This is a genomic window from Streptomyces sp. Ncost-T10-10d, from assembly GCF_900091955.1.
Lineage (GTDB): Bacteria > Actinomycetota > Actinomycetes > Streptomycetales > Streptomycetaceae > Streptomyces.
In genome coordinates this window covers 1-22,986 of the sequence record NZ_FMDF01000179.1, presented here as the reverse complement: position 1 = coordinate 22,986, position 22,986 = coordinate 1, and the positions used below count along the sequence as shown (strand labels likewise).

Here is a 22,986-nt window from a genome sequence, read left to right as displayed (position 1 = left end):
TCTCGTTCCGGTCGTCGTCGGAAGTGGCGGCGCTCAGGCGATCTCGTACCGGAAGTCGGCCGGGGCCGGCCGCTCGTTGCCGATCATCATGATCAGCAGTGGCGCTTCGCCCGTCCCGGCGAGAGAGAGTTCCTCGATGTACGAGATGTTGTCGAAGCCGAGCGCCACCCCGCAGCCGATGCCCACGGCGGACGCGGCCGTGTAGGCGGTCTGGGCGATCGCCCCGACGGTGGCGTTGACCAGGCGGTATCCACGGTCCCCGACGGCGTCGAGGACGGCTTCGGTGCGGACGGTGGGCACCAGGACCGCGCCGGCCTGCTCCAGGTTGTAGTTCGACAGGAAGTAGTTCTTCTGCAGGAACTCGCCCGGCCTGCCCGCCTTCACCAGCCGCAGACTGTGCGCGTCGGGGTCGTACTCGTACGCACCGGGCGCGATCCCCTCGACATGGCCGACGAACGCATAGAGCTTCGCCAGCCGCTGCCCTCCGGTGTCGCCGCCGATCCGCGAACCTGCCACGGAAGCCGCCAGGCAGGCCGCCAACTGCCCTGCGCCGATCGGGCGCTGGGCGTCGAAACGGCCGAAACTGCTGCGGCGGGCGCGCAGCGCGGTGCGTACGTCCGTGTCGAGCGGCGGAGCGGGCGGCAGTGCCACCTCCGGGCGGGCCGGATCGGCGGGGTGCGCGGCGGCCGGGGCGAGCGCCGCCGGGTCGGGACGGTCGGTGGCACGGGCGGCGGTGACGGCCTGCATCCGCCGGAGCGCGTCGAAGGTGAGGACCGTACGCGAGCGCTCACGGTCCCGGTGGCGCACGGAGACCGGGGAGGCGGACGGTGTGCGGGAGGCGGCCCCCGCCCACTTCAGCGGTACGACGGCGAAGATGCCTTCCGCCTCCGTGTCCACACCGAGCAGCCGTCCGAGCCGCTCCTCGTCGAACCAGAGCGCGGGCTGAACGGACAGCCCCCGGGCGCCGGCCCACATCCGCCAGGTCTGTACACACGCCCCGAGGTCCATGGACACGGCGTGGAAGGAGAAGTTGTTGTACTTGAAGGCGTTCTGCCAGTACTTGATCCCGAGGACCAGATACTGATCGGTGTCCGGACCCGGCGCCCCGTCCCCGAGCGCCGCCCGCACCTCGCCCGACACCTCGCCGGTCAGCAGCCGCTGCATCGCGTGGTGCCGCGTGGAGTAGTAGTGCACCCCCGGCGGTACGGGACCGCTCGGCCCGGACACCCAGTAGAGGCTGACCGGGTAGAGCCCGCCGCCGGACGCGGAACCCCGGGACCAGTTGGCGAGCGGGTAGTACGGCAGGGCGCCGAGGTCGGTGTTGGTCTGGACGCCCAGGCGGCGGCCGGTCAGCCCGTAGGAGTCATGGAGCATCCCGGAGAGCAGCGTGAGGTCGAACTCCGCTTCCTCGCCGGAGTCCTGGGCGAGACCGCGATCGAGTGCCGCGTGGTCCGGGTAGTCGCAGGCGGGCAGCGGCAGGTTCTCGACGCCGGGATAGAACTTGGCCTTGCGCGGGCCGTCCGACCAGTTCGGTACGAAATCGGCGGGGTCCATCGGGACCCGGCCGCGCTGAAGGATCGCGGCGGCGTATTCATGGGCGTACCCCATGGCGGGCTCCTCGGTCATGGGAAGGGGTGCGGGGCGGGGTTGAGGTCGGCGTCGGTGAGATCGCTCTCGCGCAGCCCGGCTTCGCGCAGGGCGGTGCGCAGCCGGTCCATGCCGAGCGCGCGCTGCCGGGTCCAGCCGAAGTCGATCGGCAGCAGGCCGGGCACGATGACGCCGACCGTGGTCAGGCCCAGCTCGCGCTGTTCCGGCATGGTCTGGTCGACGACGATCACGTCGAATCCGGCGGCGGTGACGGCATCCACGCATCGGCTCAGGTCGTCCCGCAGATCGTCGGAGACGGGAAGCACCGAGCCGTCCCCGTACAACTCGTCGAAGGACCTCAGGGGAGGGCGCGGCGCTCCCGGCTCGCCGATCAGGAAGTGCGCATGGCGGCCCATCTCCGGGACGCCGTAGGCCAGGGGGTGGTCGTGCAGCGCCTCGACCCGGTGGAAGTCGTCCGCCATGGCGCGCAACCGCTCCAGGTCGCGCTCGGTGCGCCGGCGGAGGTTCACCGCGTCGGTGGCGATCTCGCACAGCGCACCGGCCAGGGCCGCCTCCGGATCCAGTCCGGCACCCGCGCCGAAGCACATCAGGCCCGGCCCGCCGTCCATCCGCACGGCGACCCCCGTGACGACCGGGATCGGGAAGGAGATCCGGGTGTCGAAGAAGCGGGCCTCGTAGCCGTACATCTCCAGCCGGTCGACCATCTGACGGGTGGCCCGGCGACGGCTGGTGCGCGGGTCGATCTCGGGCAGCGCGGCCTGCCCGTACCAGGAGAGCAGGAACGCGTCGCGCTCGACGAGCTCCATCAGCCCGTAGTAGACGGCCTCCTCCAGGCAGCCCCCCGAGGCGCAGCCGTTGGAGCTCTCCTGGACGAAGCGGTTCTCCAGACCGGGCGCGTGGTAGTACGTGAGGACTTCGGGCACCAGGACCGTGCGCCGGTCGCGCAGGGACCAGCCCTGGACCCAGGGGATCGCACGGTCCGGGGAGAACGGGGTGACGCGGGGGTTGGCGCGGTGGAAACCGTCCGAGTACAGCCCGCACACGCGCGGGTCGAGCGCGTGCTCGCCGCGGGCGCGCAGGGCGTTCAGGGAGTCCCGTGTCTGCGCCTTCCTGGCCCGGGAGCGCATGCCCGCGTACCGCTCAAGACCTTCGAGCACACCGATCCGCATGCTCTCGGCGAAGGTGTCGGCGTGACCGCCCCAGAAGGTCTCGCGCAGATACTCCCCCGAGCGCATGGAGAAGCAGCCGATGGTGGCGGAGGTGGAGGTGGAGGAGACGTCCTGGACGACGGACGGGCCGAGCGAACCGCACACCGGGTTGGCGTACGGCTCGACGGGCAACTCGTACTCGTCGATGTCCCGGACCCGGAAGCTGCCGGGCCGGTGTTTGGGCGCCGGGCGCAGCGTGAGCGTGGCTGCCTCGGCGGTGTCCGGCTCCGCCACCGCGCAGCGCGGGCACTCGGGGTCGGGGACGAGCGGATAGTGGCGGACCGTCAGGGTCCGGAGGTCCACCAGGTGCACTGCGGGGAAGACGCCGGTCTCCGGTCCGGTGCCGCCCAGCCGGGCGGCGACGACCCCCGCGAGCGCGTGTGCGGCGAACGGTGTGAGGTACGGGGACTCCCCGGCCGTCCGGGTGCCCGAACCGAGCTCCAGCGCCTCGCGCAGCGCGACGGAACGGGCCGCCTGCCAGCGCCGTTCGAGGCAGTGGGCGCAGAGCCGCGGGCCGGCGTGTCCGGGCGGCGCGAAGGGGCCGACGACGACGTGCCGGCCGTAGAACCGGACGGGCACGGCGGATGCCCCGGGTGCGGCACCCACGTCGACCCCGCCGTCCACGAAGGCGTCACGTATGCCGAGCGGCGCCACGTCCAGCGGGGGCGGGGTGCCGTGGTGAGTCAGTGCGTCATGGAGGAGTGCCGCGAGCGTGTGCGCGGACTCCGCCGGCCGACGGTGTTCACGAACCGGGGTCTCAACGGCCATCGGGCCCGCTCCCGCCGTCCACCGTGAGCAGCACCCGGGCGGTGCTGATGCCGCCGGTGGCGAGATCGGCCGGGGTGGTGGGCACGTACAGGGCGTCGCGTCCGGCGCGCCGAAGCCGGTCGAGCACCGCGGCGAACGTGGCCGTGGGCCCGTCCGCCGTGACCGGGCCGCCGGTCACCGCGATGCTCCCGGCGGCGAGATCACGGACCAGCGGGTCGCCCGGGTCGACCTCCGCACTCGGGTCCTCGGCGGCCAGCTGCACCTGCCCGAGCAGATCCCGCAGCGCGGCACAGGCCGCCGCCCGGCGCGACAGACCCGCACCGACCGCCCAACGGCCCTCCCGTCCCCCGCCGTCGGACTCCCGGGCCAGCACCACCTGGGCCGAGGTGCGCTCCCCCTCCCCCAGATCCAGCAGTTCCACGGCGAGATCCAGGTTGACCGCGGACTTCAGCAGGAACACCAGCTCCGGGTCGTCGTCGGAGACCGGGCTCACCACCGCTGTACCCCGGACCGCCCGCAGCAGTGCGTCGTGCGCCAGCGCCGACATCAGACCGACGCCCGCCGCCTCCCGCGCATCCGCACCCGCGCCCGAACCCGCGACCGTCGCGAGATGGAGCCGGTCCCGGTTGTGCGCCCCGAAGGTCCGCACGGCCGCGGCCGGCACCCGCACCGGTTCCTTGCCGATGAGCGAGGTCGCGACGGTCCAGGCGCCCGGCAGGGCGCCGCTCCCGCCGCCGGTGGTCAGCGCGTCCGGGCCGAGTATCCGGTCCGCCGCCACCTCGAAGTCCGTGTCGAGGGGCGCCACGTGCTCCACGTACGCCGTCGCCGCCGCGTACAGCGCCCGCATCCGCGCGCCCGCCAGATGGTGCACGTCGAAGGCGGCGATCCGGCGCCGCGCCCCGGCGCCGAGCGCCACCTCGACCCGGCTGATCTTCAGCGGGGTCTGGGTCAGCCTCTCGTCGTCGTAACGGCTGAAGATCCCGGTGTGCGGGCGCACCAGCGCCGCGCTGATCCGGTTCAGGTCCTCGACCATGGCCTCCGCGTCGCGAGCGGTCTCCACGGTCGGGGTGACCGGCAGTGCCAGGCCGCCCGGCAGCGCGGTCGCCGGCTCACGCGCGTCCAGGGCGGCGCAGCGGCCGCAGCGGGGGTGCGGCCGGACCGGCTCGGACACCACATCGAGCGAGGCCAGGTCCTGGACGAGGACCTGACCGTCCGTCTCGGCGGGCAGCGCACCGGTGGTGAGGCGGAAGATCTCGTAGCCGAGGAGGTTGCCCACCATCGCGGCGACCGGGCCGGACAGCTCGTCCCGGGACACAGGTGTGGCGCCCGCCGCCTCGCCCCACAGCTCGGCGGCCTCCCCGGCGGCCACATTGCCGCCCAGCCGCAGCAGGGCACAGGACCAGCAGCCGGTGGAGGTCGCGGTGGAGAGCGGGCCGACGACCAGACGCTCGCCGAACAGCCAGGCGGGGATCAGGGTCCGGCCCTCGGGCACCCCGGCGGCGAGCAGTCGATGGGTACGTGCCCCGGCCCCGGCCCCGGTCACCACGACGACGTCGTAACCGTCGAGCGCCTCCCAGCCGGCCTCCGCGCCTGCGCCGATACGGTCCGCCTGTGCGGCCGCCCGGCCCGCCTCGGCCGTGACCTCGCCGAACTCCCTGGTCGTGCCGATCCGCGCGCACCCGTTGCGCAGCAGGCTCAGCGCGCACCAGCGGGCGACCTCGTCGTCGCCGAGGACGGCGACGCGGGTGGCGCGGAAGCGGGCGAAGCGCTCCGGCGCGCCGTCGACGTAGTGGTCGACGTAGGCGATCTGTGCCGCGAACCGTTCCGCCACCTCGTCCGGCACCGGCCGGGCCCCGGTGTCGGCCTCGGGCACATCGCGGGCGAACCCCCGCTCGTACAGCGTCTTGACCAGCTCTGCCGCCATCGCACGCTGCCCCGGGCCGAAGCCCGCGCAGACGTCGGCGAGCCGGTGGTGGCCGGCCAGATGCGGGACCACGAGGGAGGCGAAGCGGTAGGCGGTGCGGCCGGCCAGATGGAACCCACCGTCGGCGTTGTGGAAGAGCACCCCGCCAGGGGTCTCGGTGAACAGCACGTCCCGGCGGATGCGCGGCCGGGTCGCGGCGAGCGCATCGAACGTCCCGGCCGCTGCGGTTTCGGCACTCTCGGCAGTCTCGGCACTCTCGGCCATGGGGTCACACCTTCTCTGTGCGGCGGATGCGTTCCTGGTCGGTTCTTCGTACGTAGGCGCGGAGCAGTTCATGGATGCGGTACGGGCCCGGCGGGCCGTCCTCCAGCAGTCCGGCGTCGGCCAGCCGTTCCAGTTCCGCTTCGGTGACGGCCGGGACGTCCTCGGCCGTGAAAGCGGCCCCGGGTGCTGCCGCGACCCGCAGGAACGCTTCGGACAGCCGTGGGTCGAGCCGGTCCAGCGCACCGTCGAGCAGGGCCGTCACGGAGAGGCCCGGGGAGTCGGTGAGGGTGAGCCGGGCGAGCGGATCCTCGCCCAGCCAGCCGACGGCATCGCCGAGCCGCAGCCCGGGCCGGGTCAGCAGACGGGCCGTCAGGATGCGCAGCGCGAGCGGGAAGTGACCGCAGAGCGCCGTGAGCCGACGTGCCGCGTCCGGTTCCGCCTCGACCCGTTCGGTGCCGAGCACGGACAGCAGCAGCGCGTACGACTCCGCCCCAGTGAACGCCGAGAGCCGGTGCACCCACCCGCCGTGCGTGGCGATGAGCCCGGCGAGCCCCATCCGGCTGGTGACGATCACGGCCCCCTGCGCCTGCGCGATGACGGGCAGCAGTGGGCGCACCTGATCGGCGTCCACCACGTCGTCGAGTACGAGCAGGGTGCGTCTCCCCGCCTGTCCGGGGCGCAGAGCCGCCGACATCTCCGCCGCGACGTCGGCGGCGCCGCGGGCTTCGCCGTCCGGCCGGGTCGCCCGGACGAGCAGCCGGCCGCCCGGGAAGCTGTCCCGCACCAGGTGCGCGACGTGATGGGCGAGGGCCGACTTGCCGATACCGGGCGCCCCCGACACCAGGACGGTGAGCGGGTGCCGGTCGTCCTCGCCGGGTGCGGCGGGGGCGGTGAGGCGGGCCACCATGGCGGCGGTCTCGGCATCCCGCCCGGTGAAGTTCGGTACTGCGGGAACCGACGCAGCCGCGGGTCGCGCGGTGGCTCCCGGCAGGGCCGCGCCGGCGGACGCTTCCGGGGACCCCGGAGCGGTGGGCTCCGCCGCGGCCGGTACCGGGCCGGGGCCGCCCGCCGTGACCACCACCTCCCCCTCGACCACCCGCGGGACGGCGCCGGGCAGTTGAGGGGTCCGGCCCACGGCCCCCAGATCCTCGCCACGCAGAATCGCGAGCTCCAACTGCTGGAGGGCGGGAGAGGGGTCGACACCCAGCTCGTCCAGCAGGAACCCCTTGACCCTCCGGTACTCCGCGAGGGCCTGGGTCTGCCGTCCCGTCCGGTAGAGCGCCTCGATCAACTGCTCGTGAAGCCGCTCATGGCCCGGGTATACGCGCGTAGCCGTCCACAGTTCGACGAGGGCCTCTCCGTGGCGCCCCAGGCCCAGCAGCAGGTCGCAGACCCGTTCCACACTGCGCAGCCGCTCCTCCGCGAGACGCGGCACCTCGTCCCGGTGCAGCACGTCGGAGCGCACATTGGCCAGCAGCGAGCCCTGCCAGAGGGACAGCGCGTCCTTGAGCGTGCAGAGCTCCGCCTCCGGATCGTCCGACATGACCACGGCCCGGCGCACCTGGTCCCGGAAGCCGAGCAGGTCCAGGGAGTGCGGCTCGGCAGTGATCCGGTAGCCGCCGGGCACCGCCTCGATCGATGTCTCCGTCACTCCGTGCTTGGTGAAGAGCCGACGCAGCCGCAGTACACAGGTCTGGAGCGCAGCCTTGGCGGTGGCCGGCTGTTCCTCTCCCCACACGGCCCGTTGCAGGTAGTCGGCGGACACGACGGCATTGGCGTGCAGGAGCAGCGCGGCCAGCAGGATCGTCGGCTTCGACGGCTGGAGCACGACGGCTTCGGGGCCGTCCGTGAGAGTCAGCGGCCCTAGCAGCTGAAACCGCATCACAGCGCCTAGTCCCAGCCGTTGACCAGCTTGCACACCTGCACGGGTGCGGCGGGCGAGGGGAGTCGGTCCACCACCGCCTCCAGGCGCGTACAGAGCGTCTGAACGGCGTGCGCCGGACGGCGCTGCGGGGCCGGGGGCCGGAGGAGGCCGTCCCCGAGGCTGAGGCGGCACCGGCAGAGAGCGCGAGCGAGACGAGGGCGATTCCGGTGACGGCGGCAGTGCGTGCGGCGCCGGCCGGCTGCGTCGAAAGCGAAGACCTGAACACGATTTCCCCTTCGGCTGTTGCGTCCTGCCGGGGATTCCCGGCAGGACGACGATGCCAGCGAGGAGGGCACGGGCGCGCGCCCGGCCGTGTCAGCTTGCTGCACGGGCCACGGCAGCTTCGTGCAAGCGGTTCCGGTCACGGGAGTCCGGAGGAACTCACCGCGCCGTACGGAAACGAATCCGGCCCCGGAGTGTTTGGAGGAACACCCCGGGGCCGGATCAGTCATCCTACGTCGGTCGTCACCCTCGCTATTCCGTGGCGATCGCGTTCAGGACGTTCATCCTGCCCGCCCGGAACGCCGGGACCAGGGCCGCGAACAGGCCGACGAAGGCCGAGGCGACGAAGACCGTGAGGATCGTCGGCCACGGGATCTCCAGGACGTTGAGACCCTCCAGGGCCAGCAGCTTCTGGGCCGCCGTGCCCCAGCCCATGCCGAGGCCGAGACCGAGCAGGGCGCCGAAGACCGCGATGACCACCGACTCCAGGCGGATCATCCGGCGCAGCTGGCGGCGGGAGAGGCCGATGGCGCGCATCAGGCCGATCTCGCGGGTCCGCTCGACCACCGACAGGGCCAGGGTGTTCACCACACCGAGCACCGCGACGATGATCGCGAGCGCCAGCAGGCCGTAGACGATGTTCAGCAGCTGGCCGATCTGGTCCTTCAACTGCTGCTTGAAGTCGGCCTGGTTCTGCACCTCGTACTGCGGGTACTTGACGAGGGCGTCCTTGAGGGCGGCGTACGCCTCCTTCTCCTTGCCGTCCGCGGCCTTCGCGAACATGATCATGTTGTCCGGCAGGGCGTCGGCGGGGACGTACCGCGCGGCGGTCGTGGTGTTGATGTACATCGCGCCCTTGTCGATGTTGACATCGTCCGAGGTGATCGCGGCGACCTTCAGCTTCGCGGTCTCACCACCCTTGAATGCCACGGTGAGCCGGTCACCGACCTTGACGTGGTGCTTGGTGGCGTACGTCTCTCCGACCGACATGGCGTCCTTGCCGTACGCGTCGGCCAGCTTCCCGGAGACGGTCGTACGGCGGACGTCGTCCCGGTACGTGGGGTCGACGGCGGCCAGGCCCTTGTCCTCGGTGGTGCCGTCGGGGGCGGTGAGAGAGGCGCCGACGACCTTGTAGTCGGTGAAGTGCTCGATGTCCGGCACGGACTTGAGGGACTTCGCCGCCTGGTCCACGATCAGTGCGCCGCCGCCGCCGGACGGCTGGACGATGAAGTCGGCGCCGACCGATTTGTCGAGTTCCTCGGTGGCCGAGGCGACCATGGAGGAGCCGACGACGGAGAGGCAGGCCACCAGGGCGAGGCCGATCATCAGGGCGGCGCCGGTCGCTCCGGTGCGGCGCGGGTTGCGCAGGGCGTTGCGCTCCGCGAGGCGTCCGACGGGGCCGAACATCCGCAGCATGACCGCGCTCAGCACCCGGACCACGAAGCCGGCCAGCAGCGGGCCGATCACGATGAAGCCGATCAGGGTGAGGACCACGCCCACACCGAGGAAGAGCGAACCTTCGCCCGACTTGTCGGCCCGGGTCGCGGCGAGGAGCGCGGCACCACCGGCGAGGGTGAGGATCAGCCCGATCGCGGCCCGGACCCGGCCCGCGCGGCCGTCCGCCGGGGTTCCGGCGTCGCGCAGGGCGGCCATCGGGGAGATCTTCCCGGCCCGGCGGGCCGGGATGTACGCGGCGACGACCGTGACGACGATGCCGAGCGCGAGGCCGACCACCGGGGTCGTCCAGGCGACCGTGAGGTCCTTGGTGGACAGGTCCATGCCCATGGCGCCCATGAGCTTCATCAGGCCCACGGCGAGGCCGACACCGGCGCCGACGCCGAGGACGGAGCCGACGATGCCGAGGAACAGCGCCTCGATCAGCACGGACCGGTTGACCTGCTTGCGGCTGGAGCCGATGGCCCTCATCAGGCCGATCTCGCGGGTGCGCTGGGCGACCAGCATCGAGAAGGTGTTGACGATCAGGAAGATGCCGACGAGGAGGGCGATCCCGGCGAAGCCGAGCATCGCGTACTTCATGACGTCGAGGAAGGAGCCCATCGAGTCCTTGTTGGCCGCCGCGGCCTCCTTCTGCGTCTGGAGCTTGTACGCGGAGGTGTCGCCGAGCGCCGTGGCGACGTGTCGCTTCAGCTGTGTGTCGGTGACGCCGGATTCGGCGGTGACGGAGATGAAGCTGAAGACGCCGGGCCTGCCGAGCAGCTTCGTCTGCGCGGTGACGGTGTCGAAGTAGACGATCGCCGCGCCGGGGTTGGTGACCTTGAAGGTGGCGATGCCGCTGATCTTCGCGTTGATGTCACCGGTGGCGGCGATGGTGCGCAGCTCGTCACCGATCTTCAGATCGTGCTTGTCGGCGGTGTCGGCGTCGACCATCACCTCGGTGGGGCCGCGCGGTGCGTGACCGGAGGTGATCTCCATCGAACGCAGGTCGTTCTTCGTCCAGTTGCCCGCGATCGTCGGGGCACCCGTCGTCGAGCCCATGTTCTTGTCGTGACTGTCGACGACGGTGACGGACATGCTGCTGACCGCGCCCTCGGCGTCCTTCACACCGGTGGCCTCACCGACCTGCTGGACGGCGGAGGCGGGCAGTGTGACGGGCTTGCCGTTCCCCGGGAGCCGGTCGTTGTCCTCGGTGCTCCTGGGGCTGACGGTGACATCGGCCGACGTCGCGGCGAAGAGCTTGTCGAACGTGGTGTTCATGGTGTCGGTGAAGACGAGCGTGCCGCACACGAACGCCACCGACAGCAGGACCGCGACGGCGGAGAGCGCCATTCGTCCCTTGTGCGCGAAGAAGTTGCGCCTCGATGTCTTCCAGACGGTCATGACGTCCGCCCGCGCGAGTCGAAGTCCTTCATGCGGTCGAGGACCTGGTCGGCCGTCGGGTTGTACATCTCGTCGACGATGCGTCCGTCGGCGAGGTACAGCACCCGGTCCGCGTAGGAGGCGGCGACGGGGTCGTGGGTGACCATGACGATGGTCTGGCCCAGCTCGTCGACCGACCTGCGCAGGAAGCTCAGCACCTCGGCGCCGGCCCGCGAGTCCAGATTCCCGGTGGGCTCGTCACCGAAGATGATCTCCGGCCGGGCGGCAAGCGCCCTGGCCACCGCGACGCGCTGCTGCTGGCCGCCGGAGAGCTCGGTGGGCCGGTGCTTCAGCCGCTCGGCGAGACCGACCGTCTCCACGACCTGCCGCAGCCAGGCCGCGTCGGGCTTGCGGCCCGCGATGTCCATCGGCAGCGTGATGTTCTCCAGGGCGTTCAGCGTCGGGAGCAGGTTGAACGCCTGGAAGATGAAGCCGATCCGGTCCCGGCGGAGCTGGGTGAGCTTCTTGTCCTTGAGCCCGGTGATCTCGGTCTCGTCGAGGTGGATCTGACCAGAGGTCACGGTGTCCAGGCCGGCCAGGCAGTGCATCAAGGTCGACTTGCCGGAGCCGGACGGTCCCATGATCGCCGTGAACTGCCCGCGGGCGATGTCCACATCGACATGGTCGAGCGCGACGACCCGGGTCTCCCCCGCCCCGTACGCCTTGACGACCTGCCGTGCTCGCGCAGCGACGGCCGTACGCCCTCCAGTGCCCCCGTGCCTGGGAATGGTTACAGCCGTTGTCACGGTTTTTCTCCTATGTCGATCAGCATTTTTCGGCCAGCGTTCGGGATGTCGCGGGTGTACCTGTGAAGTCTGATGTCCCGAGGGGGACCGGTGCCCTGGTGCACAGCGCAGTCTTCGGGTGGGGATTTCCCCACCCCGCCCCCTGCGGTCAGCCGCATTCGCGAAGGGAATCAGCCGCTTTTCGCGGTGTAGGAACACGCTAAGGAACGGGCCCCCACCGTCACGTCCTCCGCCGGGAGGAACCACCCCTGGGCAAAACTGAGGACCGTCCCCTAGGGGTCTCGGCCCCCGGGTGGAGACCCGCCTCAGGGACTGGACCCATAGGTGCAGGCGACAAGGTCCGCAGAGTCCTTCGGACACGCCCCCCAGCAGCGGCACCCTCCCCGCCGGGATCCACGGGTGAGACAGTGTCCCGAGAAAATACGTGCAGGGGGAAGGAATCTTGGTGGGCGGCGTGGGAGGCAATGCGGGCGGCAATACCGAAGCGATGTCCGGGCCCGGGGTCGGCCCGGCCCCCTCTCCCGAGACACCGCGCGGGCGCGGCCCGGTGGTCGCCGCCCTGATGCTCGGTATGTCCCTGGCGGCCATCGACGGCACCATCGTCTCGACCGCCGTTCCGCAGATCGTCGGCGACCTCGGCGGCTTCTCCGTCTTCTCGTGGCTGTTCTCCGGCTATCTGCTGGCCGTGACGGTCTCCCTGCCGGTGTACGGGAAGCTCTCCGACACCTTCGGCCGCAAGCCGGTCCTGATCGCCGGCATCGCCCTGTTCCTGTTCGGTTCGGTGCTCTGCGCCGCCGCCTGGAACATGGCCGCGCTGATCGCCTTCCGGGTCGTCCAGGGCCTGGGCGGCGGCGCCCTGCAAGGCACCGTGCAGACCATCGCCGCGGACCTGTATCCGCTCAAGGAACGCCCGAAGATCCAGGCCAAGCTGTCGACCGTATGGGCCACGTCGGCGGTCGCCGGACCGGTGATCGGCGGGCTGTTCGCGGTGTACGCCGACTGGCGCTGGATCTTCCTGATCAATCTGCCGATCGGGGCCCTCGCGCTCTGGCTCGTCGTACGCCACCTCCACGAGCCGGCCCGCACCCGCCGGGCTGCCGGCGCGCCCCGCCCGCGCATCGACTGGGCGGGCGCCCTCGCCGTCTTCGCCACCGGCACCCTGCTGCTGACCGCGCTCGTCCAGGGCGGGGTCGCCTGGCCCTGGCTCTCCGCCCCGTCCCTCGGGCTGCTGGCCGGCAGCGTCGTGCTCGGCGTGCTGACCGTCGTCATCGAGCGGCGGGCCGCCGAGCCCATCATTCCCGGCTGGGTCTGGCGGCGGCGGACCATCGCCTCGGTCAACCTGGCGCTGGGCGCGATGGGACTGCTGATGGTCGCTCCCACGGTCTTCCTGCCGACGTACGCCCAGTCGGTGCTGGGTCTCGGCCCGATCGCCGCCGGTTTCGTGCTGTCCGTGATGACCCTGAGCTGGCCGGTGTCGGCGGCCTTCTCCAACCGCGTCTACAACCGCATCGGCTTCCGCCGCACCGCGATCATCGGCATGAGCTGCGCCCTGCTGATACTGCTCGCCTTCCCGTTGCTGCCGTATCCGGGCGAGCCCTGGCAGCCCGCCCTGATCATGCTGCTGCTCGGTGCGGCGCTCGGGCTGTTCCAGCTGCCGCTGATCGTCGGGGTCCAGTCGACGGTCGGCTGGGCCGAGCGCGGCACGACGACCGCCTCCGTACTCTTCTGCCGCCAGGTCGGCCAGAGCGTCGGCGCCGCGCTCTTCGGGGCCGTCGCCAACGGGGTCCTCGCCTCCCGGCTGGCCGCCGCCCCGGTCCCCGGGCTGCCGGGCGACCTGGACGCGATCTCGCACGCCCTGGACGACCCGGGCGGGCTCTCGGCCGCGGCGACGGACTATCTGCGGCGGGCCGTCGACGCCGCCGTCGACCACGTCTACCTGGGTGCCGCCGGGGCCGCGGCGCTCGCCCTGCTGGTGCTGGTCTTCGTGGCCCCGCGCCGCTTCCCGGTCCTCACCGAGGAGGCCGGGAACGACGCCCCGGCGCCGTAGACGTCCGCATCGCGCTGCGGGGCCGTGGACCACGGACGCCCGCATCGCGCACGGGTCAGTTCCGGTGGGAGGGTCTGCCAGGCGACGGGTGAGACTCGGACCTGTCCGTTGAGATCCACCCGCAGCGGGCTCTGCAACAACGTCATCGAGCGGTGTGGTCAGGTTCCAGGCCGGCGTCTCGTGCCAGCAATGCGGCTTGCACCCGGTTCTCGCAGCCCAGCTTGGTCAGGATCCGGCTCACGTACGATTTGACCGTGGCCTCGCTCATATGGATCCGCCGACCGGCGTCCGCGTTGGACAGGCCCTCACCCAGCAGCGCCAGGACCTCCAGCTCGCGGTTGGTCAGCGCCTCCAGTCGGCGGCGGGCCTGCTCGGCACGGTGGGCGCTCCGGCCGGACGCCAACGCGTCCACGACACGGCGGGTGGCACCTGGCGACAGGTACGCGTCTCCGGCCGCGGCAGCCCGGACCGCGCGCAGGAGCTCCGCGGGCGCCGAGTCCTTGAGCAGAAAACCCACGCTGCCCCCGGTCAGGGCGCGCAGTACGTTCTGCTGTTCCCCGAAGGTTGTCAGGATCAGCACCCGCGTGTCAGGCACGGTCCGGTGCAGCTCGGCCAGGGCCGCCAGTCCGTCCATGACCGGCATCTGGATGTCGAGCAGCACGACGTCCACGCGACGGGTCCGGGCCAGCTCGACCGCCTCACGGCCGTTCACCGCCTCGGCGACGACTTCGATGTCGTCGGCGGAGGAGAGAATCATCCTGACGCCTGCCCGGATGAGCGGCTCGTCATCCGTGACGAGAACCCTGATCATGACTCTCCTGCGCGGTCCTTGAGCATCTACCTGCGGTCACTCGCCATCATCCCTGATCGAGCGCCCGGTACTCCTCAGTTCCTCACCTCGAAGGACTTCTTCTCGATCAACTTGCCGTCCTTGAAGCAGAACCGGAAGGCCAGCTCCATGTCCGGATTGCTGCTGGACTCCGTGGAAGTCAGGCTGAGGCATTTCGCCCCCTTGGGCACAGGCGGCGCACCCATTTCCAGGCCGTCGGTCACGAAGCGGTTCTCCTTGGGCAACTGCTTGCGGATCTCTGCCTCGGACTGGCCCACCTTCACCGCGTCGTACTGCTTCGGCTCGATCCTGGCCTTTTCCGCCTTGTCCAGGAGGACGTATCCCCCGACGCCGACGGCTGCGATCACCAGTAGCAGAGGGATCAGTACCACCATCCCGCAGCCGATGGCTATGCCACTTCTGTTCTTCCTGCTCATTGCCTTGGCCAGCTCCTTCAGACCGCTCCCGTTCATGACGGGACCACCCTCGTCCAAGGAGTCCCCCGGGGTCTGCTGCCAAAAGGCGCCTGTCGGATCAACGAACGTCGTCGCCACGTTGCCGGGCTCGGGGCTCGGGATACCGCCTTCCGGCGATGCGTACGGCAGCACGCCCGCCAGCCGGAAGCCGCCGTCCACCGTCGGGCCCGCGTGCACCATGCCCCCGATGAGCCGGGTCCGCTCACCGAGCCCGGTCAGCCCCTGGCCGCCGCTCACCACGTCCCGGCCGTTGTTCGTCGTCCCGGTTGCGGGTCCGTTGGCGACCTCCACGACCAGCGAGTCCGGCTCATACCGCAGCTCGACGGTGATCGGGGCGCCCGGGGCGTGCTTGTGGGCGTTGGTCAGGCCCTCCTGGACGATGCGGTACGCCGCGTGATCGCCGGTCGGAGGGAGCGGGCGCGGCTCGCCGGAGTGCCGCAGCTCCACGGCCGCGCCCGCGCTCCGGGACGTTTCCACCAGGCCCTCGATGCCCGCCACCCCGCGCGACAGCGCCGTGGTGTCCTCCGTCGCCGCGGCCGCGACGCCTGGGGTGGTGCGGTCCTGGTGGGGGGCCTCCGTGCTGTCCCGCATCACCTGTATCACCTCGCGCAGCTCGTGCATCGCGGCCACCGACGCCTCGCGCAGCACCCCCACTGCCTCCCGCTGCCGTCCGGTCAGCTCGCGGTCCACCTCCAGCGCGCCCGCGTGCACCGAGATGAGCACCAGCTGATGGCCGAGGCTGTCGTGCATGTCCTGCGCAATGCGCTGACGCTCCCGCGCCCGGGCCTGTCCGGCGATCATCGCGCGCTCGCGTTGCTGCTGGGCGTCGTACTCCCGGAGCGTGTCGGTCAGCATGTGGTGCTGCGACCGGTAGCGGCCGGCCAGGCCGGGCACGATGATCGCGACCAGCGGCCACAAGACGCTGAAGACCAAGCGGGGCAGTGAGAGATGAGGCAGCGCCTGCACGACTGCCACGCCGAGGTTGAGGATGTATGCGAGGGCGAAGGTGCCGACGGTCTTGCCGACCACGTCGATCCGCCGCCCCGCTGACCAGGCGGCGACGAGAACCAACGGAGCGAGACCGCCCAACAGGACAGAGCCGAAGGCGGTCACCAGCAGCACGGTAGCGGGCAGCGTCCGGCGCAAAAGTGACAGCGCTGCGATCGCCAGCCCGGTGGCAGCGACCCGTACGGTGCCGCCGTTGTCCAGGGCCGCGAGACCTGCTCCCAGCAACCCGAACGCTACGCTCAGCAGCGATTCGCCCACGATGCGCCAGGGAGACCACATTCCGGGAGCCAAGAGAGCCCTGCCAGGGGTGGCCGGCCGCGGGGTCGCCGAACGCAGCCTCGCCGCCAGTGCCTGGCGAGCCGATGCTTTAAGGGCCGTAGGTTCCACACGAGTCACCCGGCTACGTTAAGACCCCCTCAACCCGCTCAGCGTCAGCCATTGGTCGCGACGGCCAACGACGAAAGTTCAACCTGGCGCGGCGGCCCGGGCACCCGTCGGCCATCCACAAGACCCCGGCCGCAGCAGAGCGCCGGTCCTCACATCCTCGCCAACGTGACAACGCCTCCCGGAGTCCTCGGGAAAGCCCCTGGGGGACACCCCGACGACACCCGGCAGCACCCGGACAACACCCGGAGAACACCCCGAAGCCCCCGCTCCCGCCCGACCGCACACAACTGCGCCAATCCCCTCGGCAGTTCGAGCCAAGGTCTCCCCAAGCCCGCATACCGGCGAGTAATATTCGCGCTTCCGACAGCACACCAGCACTCCTGCCTTGCCGTCCAGCCCAGGACCCGAGCCTTGCAAGGAGCAGCACCCAGATGTCGCACGGAAGCCCACCCCCGTCCCCGTATTCCTCCTGGCCGGAACGGCCGCCGACGCCGTCCCGGCAGCATCGACCCCCGCCTCTGCATCACCCCGATCACCTGCCGTCCTGGCAGAGTTCGGAGCCCTCGCTGCCCCCGGAGCGGCCGGACACGCCTGCCCCACCCGTGGCCGCCCCCACCCGTCATGGCGATCTGCGCCGGCTACGCACCGCGTACCGGCTGCTGCGGCGCACCGCCGCCCTGACCGCACTCGGTTACTTCGTCGTCTTCCTCCTGCTCTCAGGCTTTGCCAAGGACCTGATGGACCTCCCTCTCTTCGGCGGTCTCAACATCGGCCTGACGCTGGGGCTCTGTCAGCTCCCCGTGACTCTGTTCGCCATAGCCCTGTACGAGCGGACCGCCCGACGCACCGTCGATCCGCTCGCCGCCCGAATCCGGAGAGCGGGAGCGGCCCGGTGAACGGATTCGACAATTCCGCGCAGTCGATGTCGCTGGTGGCCTTCCTCGCCGTGGCCACCGTGGCCCTGCTGCTCTGCGTGATGACCGGTCCGGACCGCGACGACCTCGACGAGTTCTACACCGGCTCCCGCACGCTCTCGCCGTTCCGGAGCGGCCTCGCGCTCGCCGGCGACTATCTGTCCGCCGCCACCGTCCTCGGCACCACCGGCATCATCGCCCTCACCGGCTACGACGGGTTGATCCTCGCCCTGAGCATCACCCTCTCGCTCGTCCTGCTGATGTTCCTGCTGGCCGAACCGCTGCGCAACACGGGCGGGTTCACCATGGGCGACCTTCTCGTGCGCCGCGCCCCCGGCCGCGCGGTCCGTATCACCGCCTGCGCGGCCACCATCGCCGCGCTCGTTCCGATGATGGTCGTCCAGCTCGCGAGCAGCGGCGATCTGCTCGCCTTCATCCTGGGGTTCGACGGCTCCGGGTTCCGCACCGGCGCCATCATCGGGCTCGGCATCCTGATGATCGGTTACGCGGCGATCGGCGGCATGAGGGGCACCTCGCTGATCCAGATCGTGAAGACCGTGGTCCTCTTCGTAGCGGCTCTCACCATCTCCGTACTGATCATGAACCGCTTCGACTGGGACACCGGCGCCCTGCTCTCGGCCGCCCGGGCAGGCAGCGGGGCGGGGGCCGCATATCTGCGCTCGGGGCTCCAGTTCGACGGCAGCGGACTCGACATGGTCAGCTCCGAACTGACCGTGGTGCTCGGCGCGGCCTGTCTGCCACACGTCACCATGCGCATGACGAGCGCCCCTTCCACACAGGCCGTCCGCCGCTCGCTGTCCTGGGCGGTCGCCGTGGTCGCCGGGATCTGTCTCCTGCTCGTCGTGATCGGTTTCGGTGCGGGGGCGCTCGTCGGCCACGACCGCATCACCGAGGCCGGCGCCTCCGGAAACAGCTCGATCCTCCAGATCAGCGGTGTGGTGGCGGGCGGCGGCCGACTGGGCGCGCTGGTTGTCACGACGATGACGACGGCGATCTTCCTGACCTTGCTCGCCTCGGTCGCCGGAATGATCCTGGCCTGCGCGAACTCCCTTGCGCGCGATCTCTTCGCCCACGGTCTGCACGGGGTGCGCGACCCGGACAGGAAGCCGGTGCCGGGCCTGTCCGAAATGCGTACGGCACAGGTCTCGGCGGTCGTCGTCGGCCTCCTCGCCATCACGCTCGCCGTCGTGGCCAGGCACTGGAACGTACAGGCGCTGGCGACGCTCTCGTTCTGTGTCGGTGCGTCGGCGCTGGCCCCGGCGCTCATCTACAGCATGTTCTGGCGGCGGTTCACCCGCACCGGGCTGCTCAGCACCCTGATTGTCGGCACCGTCACCGTCATGGTGCTGATCACCGGCACCAATCTGGTCTCGGGCACGCCTTCCTCGGTCTTCCCCGAGTACGACTTCAACTGGTTCCCGTTCACCACGACCGGGCTCGTCTCCATCCCGGCCGGCTTCCTGGCCGGCTGGCTGGGAACCGTGCTGCCGCGCTACACGGCAGCCGAGGCCCGCCGAGGGTACGACGGGGAGGAGCCACGGATCCTGGCGGGCGTGCCACCGACGGGCCGCACCTGAGAACGGGGGCGCGGGGTTCGCAGGCATCGACTGATGAATGGCGATCAGATGCCCGAGCGGACCCCGCCAATTTGCCGCTAATCGACGGCAGTTGACTCAACCATGCACTCCGCCCACACCGTCTTCCCGTGGGGTGTACGGGGAACCGCCCCCCCCTGCGGCGAGCACGTCGACGAGGGGGAGTCGGGCCCGAAGCGGCCGGTATCCGGCCGGGTCGAGCTTGGCGAGTTCAGCGTAAGCCGCTCCGACACTCCGCGCGGCGCGTTCCGCTGCGCGGATTCCGTAGTCCACCCGACTGGAGCGACCGGCCAACCCGCTCGCCCCGCGAATCAACGCAAGTCGGTGGACCAGAGAGGCACTTCGGGGTCACCGGGTGCTCGTCTTCGAGGACCCGGTGAGTCACGGACCTCCCCAAAGAACCTGGGGAAAGAACTACCTACCCTCCCCGCCTCTCCCAACTCGTCACTCACACGGGTGACTTGGTTGCATATGCGGGGTGGGGCCGGTTACGTTCGCCGCGACAACCTCGCACACAAAGACGGCCCCCGGCCGGGACGGCAATCCCGATCGAAGGCCTGACCACCCAGGAAGTAGACCCTTCCCGATGGCTGATTCGCAGTCTAGCGCGCACCCGTCCGCCCCCGCCGGAGCTCCGGCCTCCGGCGTGATTCATGTCCGTACGCACCTCACCGCCCACTTCACCGTGATCGCCAACGCCCTTGCGCAGCGCCCCGGAAGCGCGGTCACGGTCGGCGTCGCCGCGTACATCCTCTCGCTGCCGGACGGGGCCCGCGTAAGCGTCGCCGCGTTGTGCGACCACTTCACCGAGGGCGAGATCCTGATCTCGCGGGCGCTCCGGGAACTGGAAAGCGCCGGCTACCTCGAACGTCGCCGCGTGCGCGGACCCGGGGGCCTGATTCGTACCCAGACCTACTTCTACGACGTACCGGGCCAAGGGGATTGGCCCACCCCGCCGCCGCCCCGCCCGCGGATGCCTTCCGGGGACGGGGAGCCCGGGCCGACGGCTGAAGCGGCGCCCAACAGCGCGACCGGATTCGCGGCCGGATGCGGGGCCGGATTCGGGACCGCGTCCGGCAGTAACGGCCGTGAAGCTCCCCCGGTCGAGGCCGCACCCGAATTACCTCCGCCCGCGAACGTCGGTCCGGTGGATGGAACTGCCGCCCCCGCAGGGCTGGTTGCCCCTCCCCCGCTCTCTCGACGACGCTGACCCGCAGGCCGTCGCCATCCTCGCCTCGCTCCGCATCGTCGACCGTCGACTCGTCCTGTCCCGGCGTGAAGTGGCCGCACTCGCCCCCGCCGTCACCGAATGGCTCGCGCAGGGCACCGGCGCCCAGGAGATCACCCGGGCACTCACCCTTGATCTCCCCTGCTCCCTCCGGTCCCGCCCGGCCCACATCCTGGCCTACCGCCTGCGCGAGAAGCCGGTAGCCGTACCCACCACGCCCGCACCGCCGGATCAGTTGGATGTGCTGCCCTGGCAGACCTGTGACGGCGGCTGCGAACGTGCATTCCGCGCCGCCCGGCCCGGCAGTTGCGGCGATTGCCGTGACGCAGACGGCACACCCGACCGCGACGGCACGCCCGACGGCGACGGGAGCACCGGAGCCGACTCCGCCGAAACTGTGCGCGCGGCACTGCGCGACCGTTCAGCGGCACCGCGCGGCCGTTCAAAGGGCAACAGGCAGGCAGCCTGACCCCCGCCGGACCCGTACGGCTCAGTCCTCCGCCGGGTCCGGGGCCACGCGCCCGGTGAGCGCCGCCAGCGAGTTGCGTACATGCGCCATGTGCGCCTGGACCTCCTCGCGGCCCTCCTCGTGCTCCCGCAGGATCCGCTCCGTCTCCCGGACCACCCGCTCCTCACGGACCCTGGCCGCCGCGATCAGCTCCGCCCCCTGCGCCTCGGCGTCCTCCTGGCCGTGCCGTGCGGCCTCCTCGGTCCGGGCCAGCGCCCGCCGCGCCTCGGCCAGTCGGACCTCCGCCTGCTCGGTCAGCTCGTCGTGGTGCGCGGCCTGCGCGGCCTCGGCCTCCGCCACCTCGCGTTCGGCCGTCTTCCACCGCTCGGAGTGCTCCTGCTCCTGGTGCGCGAGGACGCTCGCGGTACGGCGACGCGTCTCGGCCATCGCGGACTCCGCCTGCTCCCGCACCTCCGCCGCCTCCTTGCGTGCCTCGGCGACGGCCTCCTCGGCGGATTCCCCGGCCGTGATCAGCGTCCCGTCGGCGTACTTCTCGGCCGCTGCCCGCATCGCCTCGAAGTCCGCGCGCGCCGACTCGCGCAGCCTGCGGCCCGCCTCGTCCGCCGTATCCCGCAGCGCCTGCGCCTCCTCCTGGGCGGCGCCCCGTACATCCCGGGCCTCGCTCTCGGCGAGCGCCAGGATCTGCTGGGCGCGCTCACCGAGCGATTCATAGGTCTGCGGGGCGAGCTCGGCGACGGCCTCGCTCAGCCGGACCGACTCGGCCGAAAGCTCCTCCATCAGCGCGGTCAGCCGGGACACCTGCTCCCATGCCTCGTCCCGCTCGGCCGACAGCCCGGCCACGGTGCGGTCCACCTGCTCCGGACGGTAGCCACGTCCTCGTACGCCGACGAAGCCATGCGCGGACACCGGTGCAGAACTCATCCCTGAAGCCTCTTTCCGACTCTCCGACCACCTGCAGTACGTCTAAGGATGCGGCAATTGATACAGAAGTCGGAATCGTTTCGCGACTTTCCGGACGGAAGCGACCCGCATCACAGGCCGTACATGGCGCGGCGCCCGGCCCCCCTCTCGGGGAGCCGGGCGCCGTCCGCAGGGCCTGCCGGGTCAGATCAGCCCGTCCCACATCTGCTCGAGGAGTACCGACCACCAGCTCTCCGGCGACGCCAGCGCCGCCGCGTCCAGCGCCACCAGCTGGGCCTGGAAGTCGACCGTCCAGCGGCCCGCCTGCTCCGGGTTGAGCCCGAAGCGCAGCCGCCACATCCGGCCGAGCAGCGCCATCGAGCGCTGGAACTCCGGCAGCCCGGTGTTCACGAACTGCGGCGCCGCCGACTGACCGTGCCCGCCCGCAGGGGAACCCGCCTCGACCGGCACCGCCACGATGTTCGCGGTGCCGTACTGGACACAGATCGCCCGTCCGAAGTCGGACCCCATGACGAGGTACGACCCCGCATCGGGGGCCGCCTGCACCTGCCGCTGCGCGGCCAGCTCGGCCAGCGTCGGCACCACCGGCTGGCCCGGCTGCGCCCAGAAGAACGGCCCGAAGTCGGCGGGCAGTCCTGCCCACACCAGCGTCCGAGCCACGGCCTCGGGCACACCCTGACGGGACACCGCGCGCTGATCGAAGCGGAGGATGCCCTGCGGCCCGAAGGTCTGCACCATCTCCTGGGCGATGACCTCCGGCGGCACCGGCGGCGCGGGCGGCATCTGCGGCAGCGGGGCCCGAACCGGCGCGGGACGAGCCGGCCCGTCCGCGACCTGATGCAGCTCCCCCTGATGGGTGAGCAGATGCTGCATGCCCTGCTGACGGCTGGCGTGATCGGTGCCGTACGGGGCGACGCTGGTGATCCGCACCTGGGGCCAGGTCTCACGGATCATCCGCGCGCAGTAACCACCGGGCAGCTCGCACGACTCCAGCTCGGTGTGCAGCTCGATGACCTGCTGCGGCGGCACGTTCATGGCCCGCAGCTCGTGCAGCATCTGCCACTCGGGGTGCGGGGTGCCCGGCGCCGAGCGGCGGATCAGCTGCTGCTCGCTGCCGTCGGGCGCGCGGTAGCGCAACACGGCCTGGTAGCCGGGGCCGACGGTCGGCTGACCGGTCGGCGCCTGCGGATATCCGTATGCCGGGGGCGGCGAGGTGTGCGAATTCGGCGGTACGGGGCCGGGGGCGCCGCCCTGCGGTATTCCCGGCGGACCGGGCGGACCGGGAGGCTGCGGCGCGGACGGCCCGACCTGGCCGGGGCCCGCGAGCATCGTCGCCGCATGGTGCACCCCGCCACCGAGCGGCGGAGGCGTCGAACCAGGAGGAGCAGGAGGCGCCGGAGGCCCGGGAGGCCCGGGAGGCTGCGGGGCACCGGGAACTCCGGGCGGACCCGGAGGCTGCGGCGCACCCGGACCACCCATGCCCGGGTCCGCGAACATCGTCGCCGCATGGTGCACCCCGCCACCAAGCGGCGGAGGCGTCGAACCAGGAG

15 protein-coding genes are annotated in these 22,986 nt (G+C 71.4%); 5 read left to right on the top strand and 10 right to left on the bottom strand.

Going from position 1 to position 22,986, the window contains the following annotated elements; all coding sequences use genetic code 11:
• Window positions 1–33: 33 nt before the first annotated feature.
• From GA0115254_RS32190 to GA0115254_RS32165, 6 genes are all read right to left on the bottom strand, one after another.
• Window positions 34–1,608 carry a nitroreductase family protein gene (locus tag GA0115254_RS32190; RefSeq protein ID WP_093898799.1) on the bottom strand — a complete coding sequence of 525 codons (1,575 nt, stop codon included), beginning with the start codon at window positions 1,606–1,608 and terminating at the stop codon, window positions 34–36.
• Between the two features lie 14 nt (window positions 1,609–1,622).
• On the bottom strand, window positions 1,623–3,584 hold the full coding sequence (locus GA0115254_RS32185) for a TOMM precursor leader peptide-binding protein (protein ID WP_093898798.1): 1,962 nt from the start codon (window positions 3,582–3,584) through the stop codon (window positions 1,623–1,625).
• Window positions 3,574–5,772, bottom strand: coding sequence for a TOMM precursor leader peptide-binding protein (locus tag GA0115254_RS32180; RefSeq protein WP_093898797.1), 2,199 nt, complete (start codon window positions 5,770–5,772; stop codon window positions 3,574–3,576). The genes GA0115254_RS32185 and GA0115254_RS32180 overlap by 11 nt, the downstream gene beginning before the upstream one ends.
• A gap of 4 nt (window positions 5,773–5,776) precedes the next feature.
• A complete protein-coding gene (locus GA0115254_RS32175) occupies window positions 5,777–7,654 on the bottom strand; it encodes a BTAD domain-containing putative transcriptional regulator (RefSeq protein WP_093898842.1) in 1,878 nt (625 codons plus the stop codon).
• A 516-nt stretch (window positions 7,655–8,170) separates the two neighbouring features.
• Window positions 8,171–10,756, bottom strand: coding sequence for an ABC transporter permease (locus tag GA0115254_RS32170; RefSeq protein ID WP_093898796.1), 2,586 nt, complete (start codon window positions 10,754–10,756; stop codon window positions 8,171–8,173).
• Entirely contained in the window at window positions 10,753–11,541 is a 789-nt protein-coding gene (locus tag GA0115254_RS32165; protein WP_093898795.1) for an ABC transporter ATP-binding protein, read from the bottom strand. Before GA0115254_RS32165 ends, GA0115254_RS32170 begins: the two co-directional genes overlap by 4 nt.
• A 487-nt stretch (window positions 11,542–12,028) precedes the next feature.
• Here GA0115254_RS32165 and GA0115254_RS32160 point away from each other — a divergent pair, with 487 nt between their 5' ends.
• Window positions 12,029–13,588 (top strand): MFS transporter, encoded by a 1,560-nt coding sequence (locus tag GA0115254_RS32160; RefSeq protein ID WP_093898841.1) that lies wholly within the window; start codon window positions 12,029–12,031, stop codon window positions 13,586–13,588.
• A 142-nt stretch (window positions 13,589–13,730) separates the two neighbouring features.
• On the opposite strand, the gene GA0115254_RS32155 is transcribed toward GA0115254_RS32160, so the two are convergent.
• Both GA0115254_RS32155 and GA0115254_RS32150 read right to left on the bottom strand, forming a co-directional pair.
• The gene (locus GA0115254_RS32155) at window positions 13,731–14,399 is read right to left on the bottom strand and encodes a response regulator (protein WP_093898794.1); all 669 of its coding nucleotides are present in this window, start codon (window positions 14,397–14,399) and stop codon (window positions 13,731–13,733) included.
• A gap of 74 nt (window positions 14,400–14,473) precedes the next feature.
• On the bottom strand, window positions 14,474–16,180 hold the full coding sequence (locus GA0115254_RS32150; protein ID WP_093898793.1) for a sensor histidine kinase: 1,707 nt from the start codon (window positions 16,178–16,180) through the stop codon (window positions 14,474–14,476).
• Between the two features lie 710 nt (window positions 16,181–16,890).
• Between GA0115254_RS32150 and GA0115254_RS47930 the strand changes: the two genes are divergently transcribed.
• The 4 genes from GA0115254_RS47930 to GA0115254_RS47925 all read left to right on the top strand — a co-directional run bounded on the left by GA0115254_RS47930 (window position 16,891) and on the right by GA0115254_RS47925 (window position 20,515).
• The gene (locus GA0115254_RS47930; protein WP_370740978.1) at window positions 16,891–17,184 is read left to right on the top strand and encodes a DUF485 domain-containing protein; all 294 of its coding nucleotides are present in this window, start codon (window positions 16,891–16,893) and stop codon (window positions 17,182–17,184) included.
• Window positions 17,181–18,800: a sodium/solute symporter gene (locus GA0115254_RS32140; RefSeq protein ID WP_093898791.1), complete on the top strand. Its 1,620-nt coding sequence runs from the start codon at window positions 17,181–17,183 to the stop codon at window positions 18,798–18,800. The genes GA0115254_RS47930 and GA0115254_RS32140 overlap by 4 nt, the downstream gene beginning before the upstream one ends.
• Before the next feature lie 604 nt (window positions 18,801–19,404).
• A complete protein-coding gene (locus GA0115254_RS46760; RefSeq protein ID WP_370740977.1) occupies window positions 19,405–20,028 on the top strand; it encodes a hypothetical protein in 624 nt (207 codons plus the stop codon).
• Window positions 19,970–20,515 carry a hypothetical protein gene (locus GA0115254_RS47925; RefSeq protein ID WP_141720951.1) on the top strand — a complete coding sequence of 182 codons (546 nt, stop codon included), beginning with the start codon at window positions 19,970–19,972 and terminating at the stop codon, window positions 20,513–20,515. Before GA0115254_RS46760 ends, GA0115254_RS47925 begins: the two co-directional genes overlap by 59 nt.
• Window positions 20,516–20,536: 21 nt before the next feature.
• Here the strand turns inward: GA0115254_RS47925 and GA0115254_RS32125 are convergent, their stop codons facing one another.
• Together GA0115254_RS32125 and GA0115254_RS32120 are read right to left on the bottom strand one after the other, a co-directional pair.
• Window positions 20,537–21,436 carry a coiled-coil domain-containing protein gene (locus tag GA0115254_RS32125; RefSeq protein WP_176740380.1) on the bottom strand — a complete coding sequence of 300 codons (900 nt, stop codon included), beginning with the start codon at window positions 21,434–21,436 and terminating at the stop codon, window positions 20,537–20,539.
• Window positions 21,437–21,619: 183 nt separating this feature from the next.
• Window positions 21,620–22,986, bottom strand: a 1,367-nt coding sequence (locus tag GA0115254_RS32120) for an SUKH-4 family immunity protein (RefSeq protein WP_176740379.1), incomplete at its 5' end; no start/stop codon positions are given.

Coding starts and splice junctions, on each gene's coding strand:
- GA0115254_RS46760 (WP_370740977.1), top strand. CDS start 19,405: ATGGCTGATTCGCAGTCTAGCGCGCACCCGTCCGCCCCCGCCGGAGCT.
- GA0115254_RS32175 (WP_093898842.1), bottom strand. CDS start 7,654: ATGCGGTTTCAGCTGCTAGGGCCGCTGACTCTCACGGACGGCCCCGAA.
- GA0115254_RS32125 (WP_176740380.1), bottom strand. CDS start 21,436: ATGAGTTCTGCACCGGTGTCCGCGCATGGCTTCGTCGGCGTACGAGGA.
- GA0115254_RS32185 (WP_093898798.1), bottom strand. CDS start 3,584: ATGGCCGTTGAGACCCCGGTTCGTGAACACCGTCGGCCGGCGGAGTCC.
- GA0115254_RS32160 (WP_093898841.1), top strand. CDS start 12,029: ATGTCCGGGCCCGGGGTCGGCCCGGCCCCCTCTCCCGAGACACCGCGC.
- GA0115254_RS47925 (WP_141720951.1), top strand. CDS start 19,970: ATGGAACTGCCGCCCCCGCAGGGCTGGTTGCCCCTCCCCCGCTCTCTC.
- GA0115254_RS32170 (WP_093898796.1), bottom strand. CDS start 10,756: ATGACCGTCTGGAAGACATCGAGGCGCAACTTCTTCGCGCACAAGGGA.
- GA0115254_RS32150 (WP_093898793.1), bottom strand. CDS start 16,180: ATGTGGTCTCCCTGGCGCATCGTGGGCGAATCGCTGCTGAGCGTAGCG.
- GA0115254_RS32180 (WP_093898797.1), bottom strand. CDS start 5,772: ATGGCCGAGAGTGCCGAGACTGCCGAGAGTGCCGAAACCGCAGCGGCC.
- GA0115254_RS32155 (WP_093898794.1), bottom strand. CDS start 14,399: ATGATCAGGGTTCTCGTCACGGATGACGAGCCGCTCATCCGGGCAGGC.
- GA0115254_RS32190 (WP_093898799.1), bottom strand. CDS start 1,608: ATGGGGTACGCCCATGAATACGCCGCCGCGATCCTTCAGCGCGGCCGG.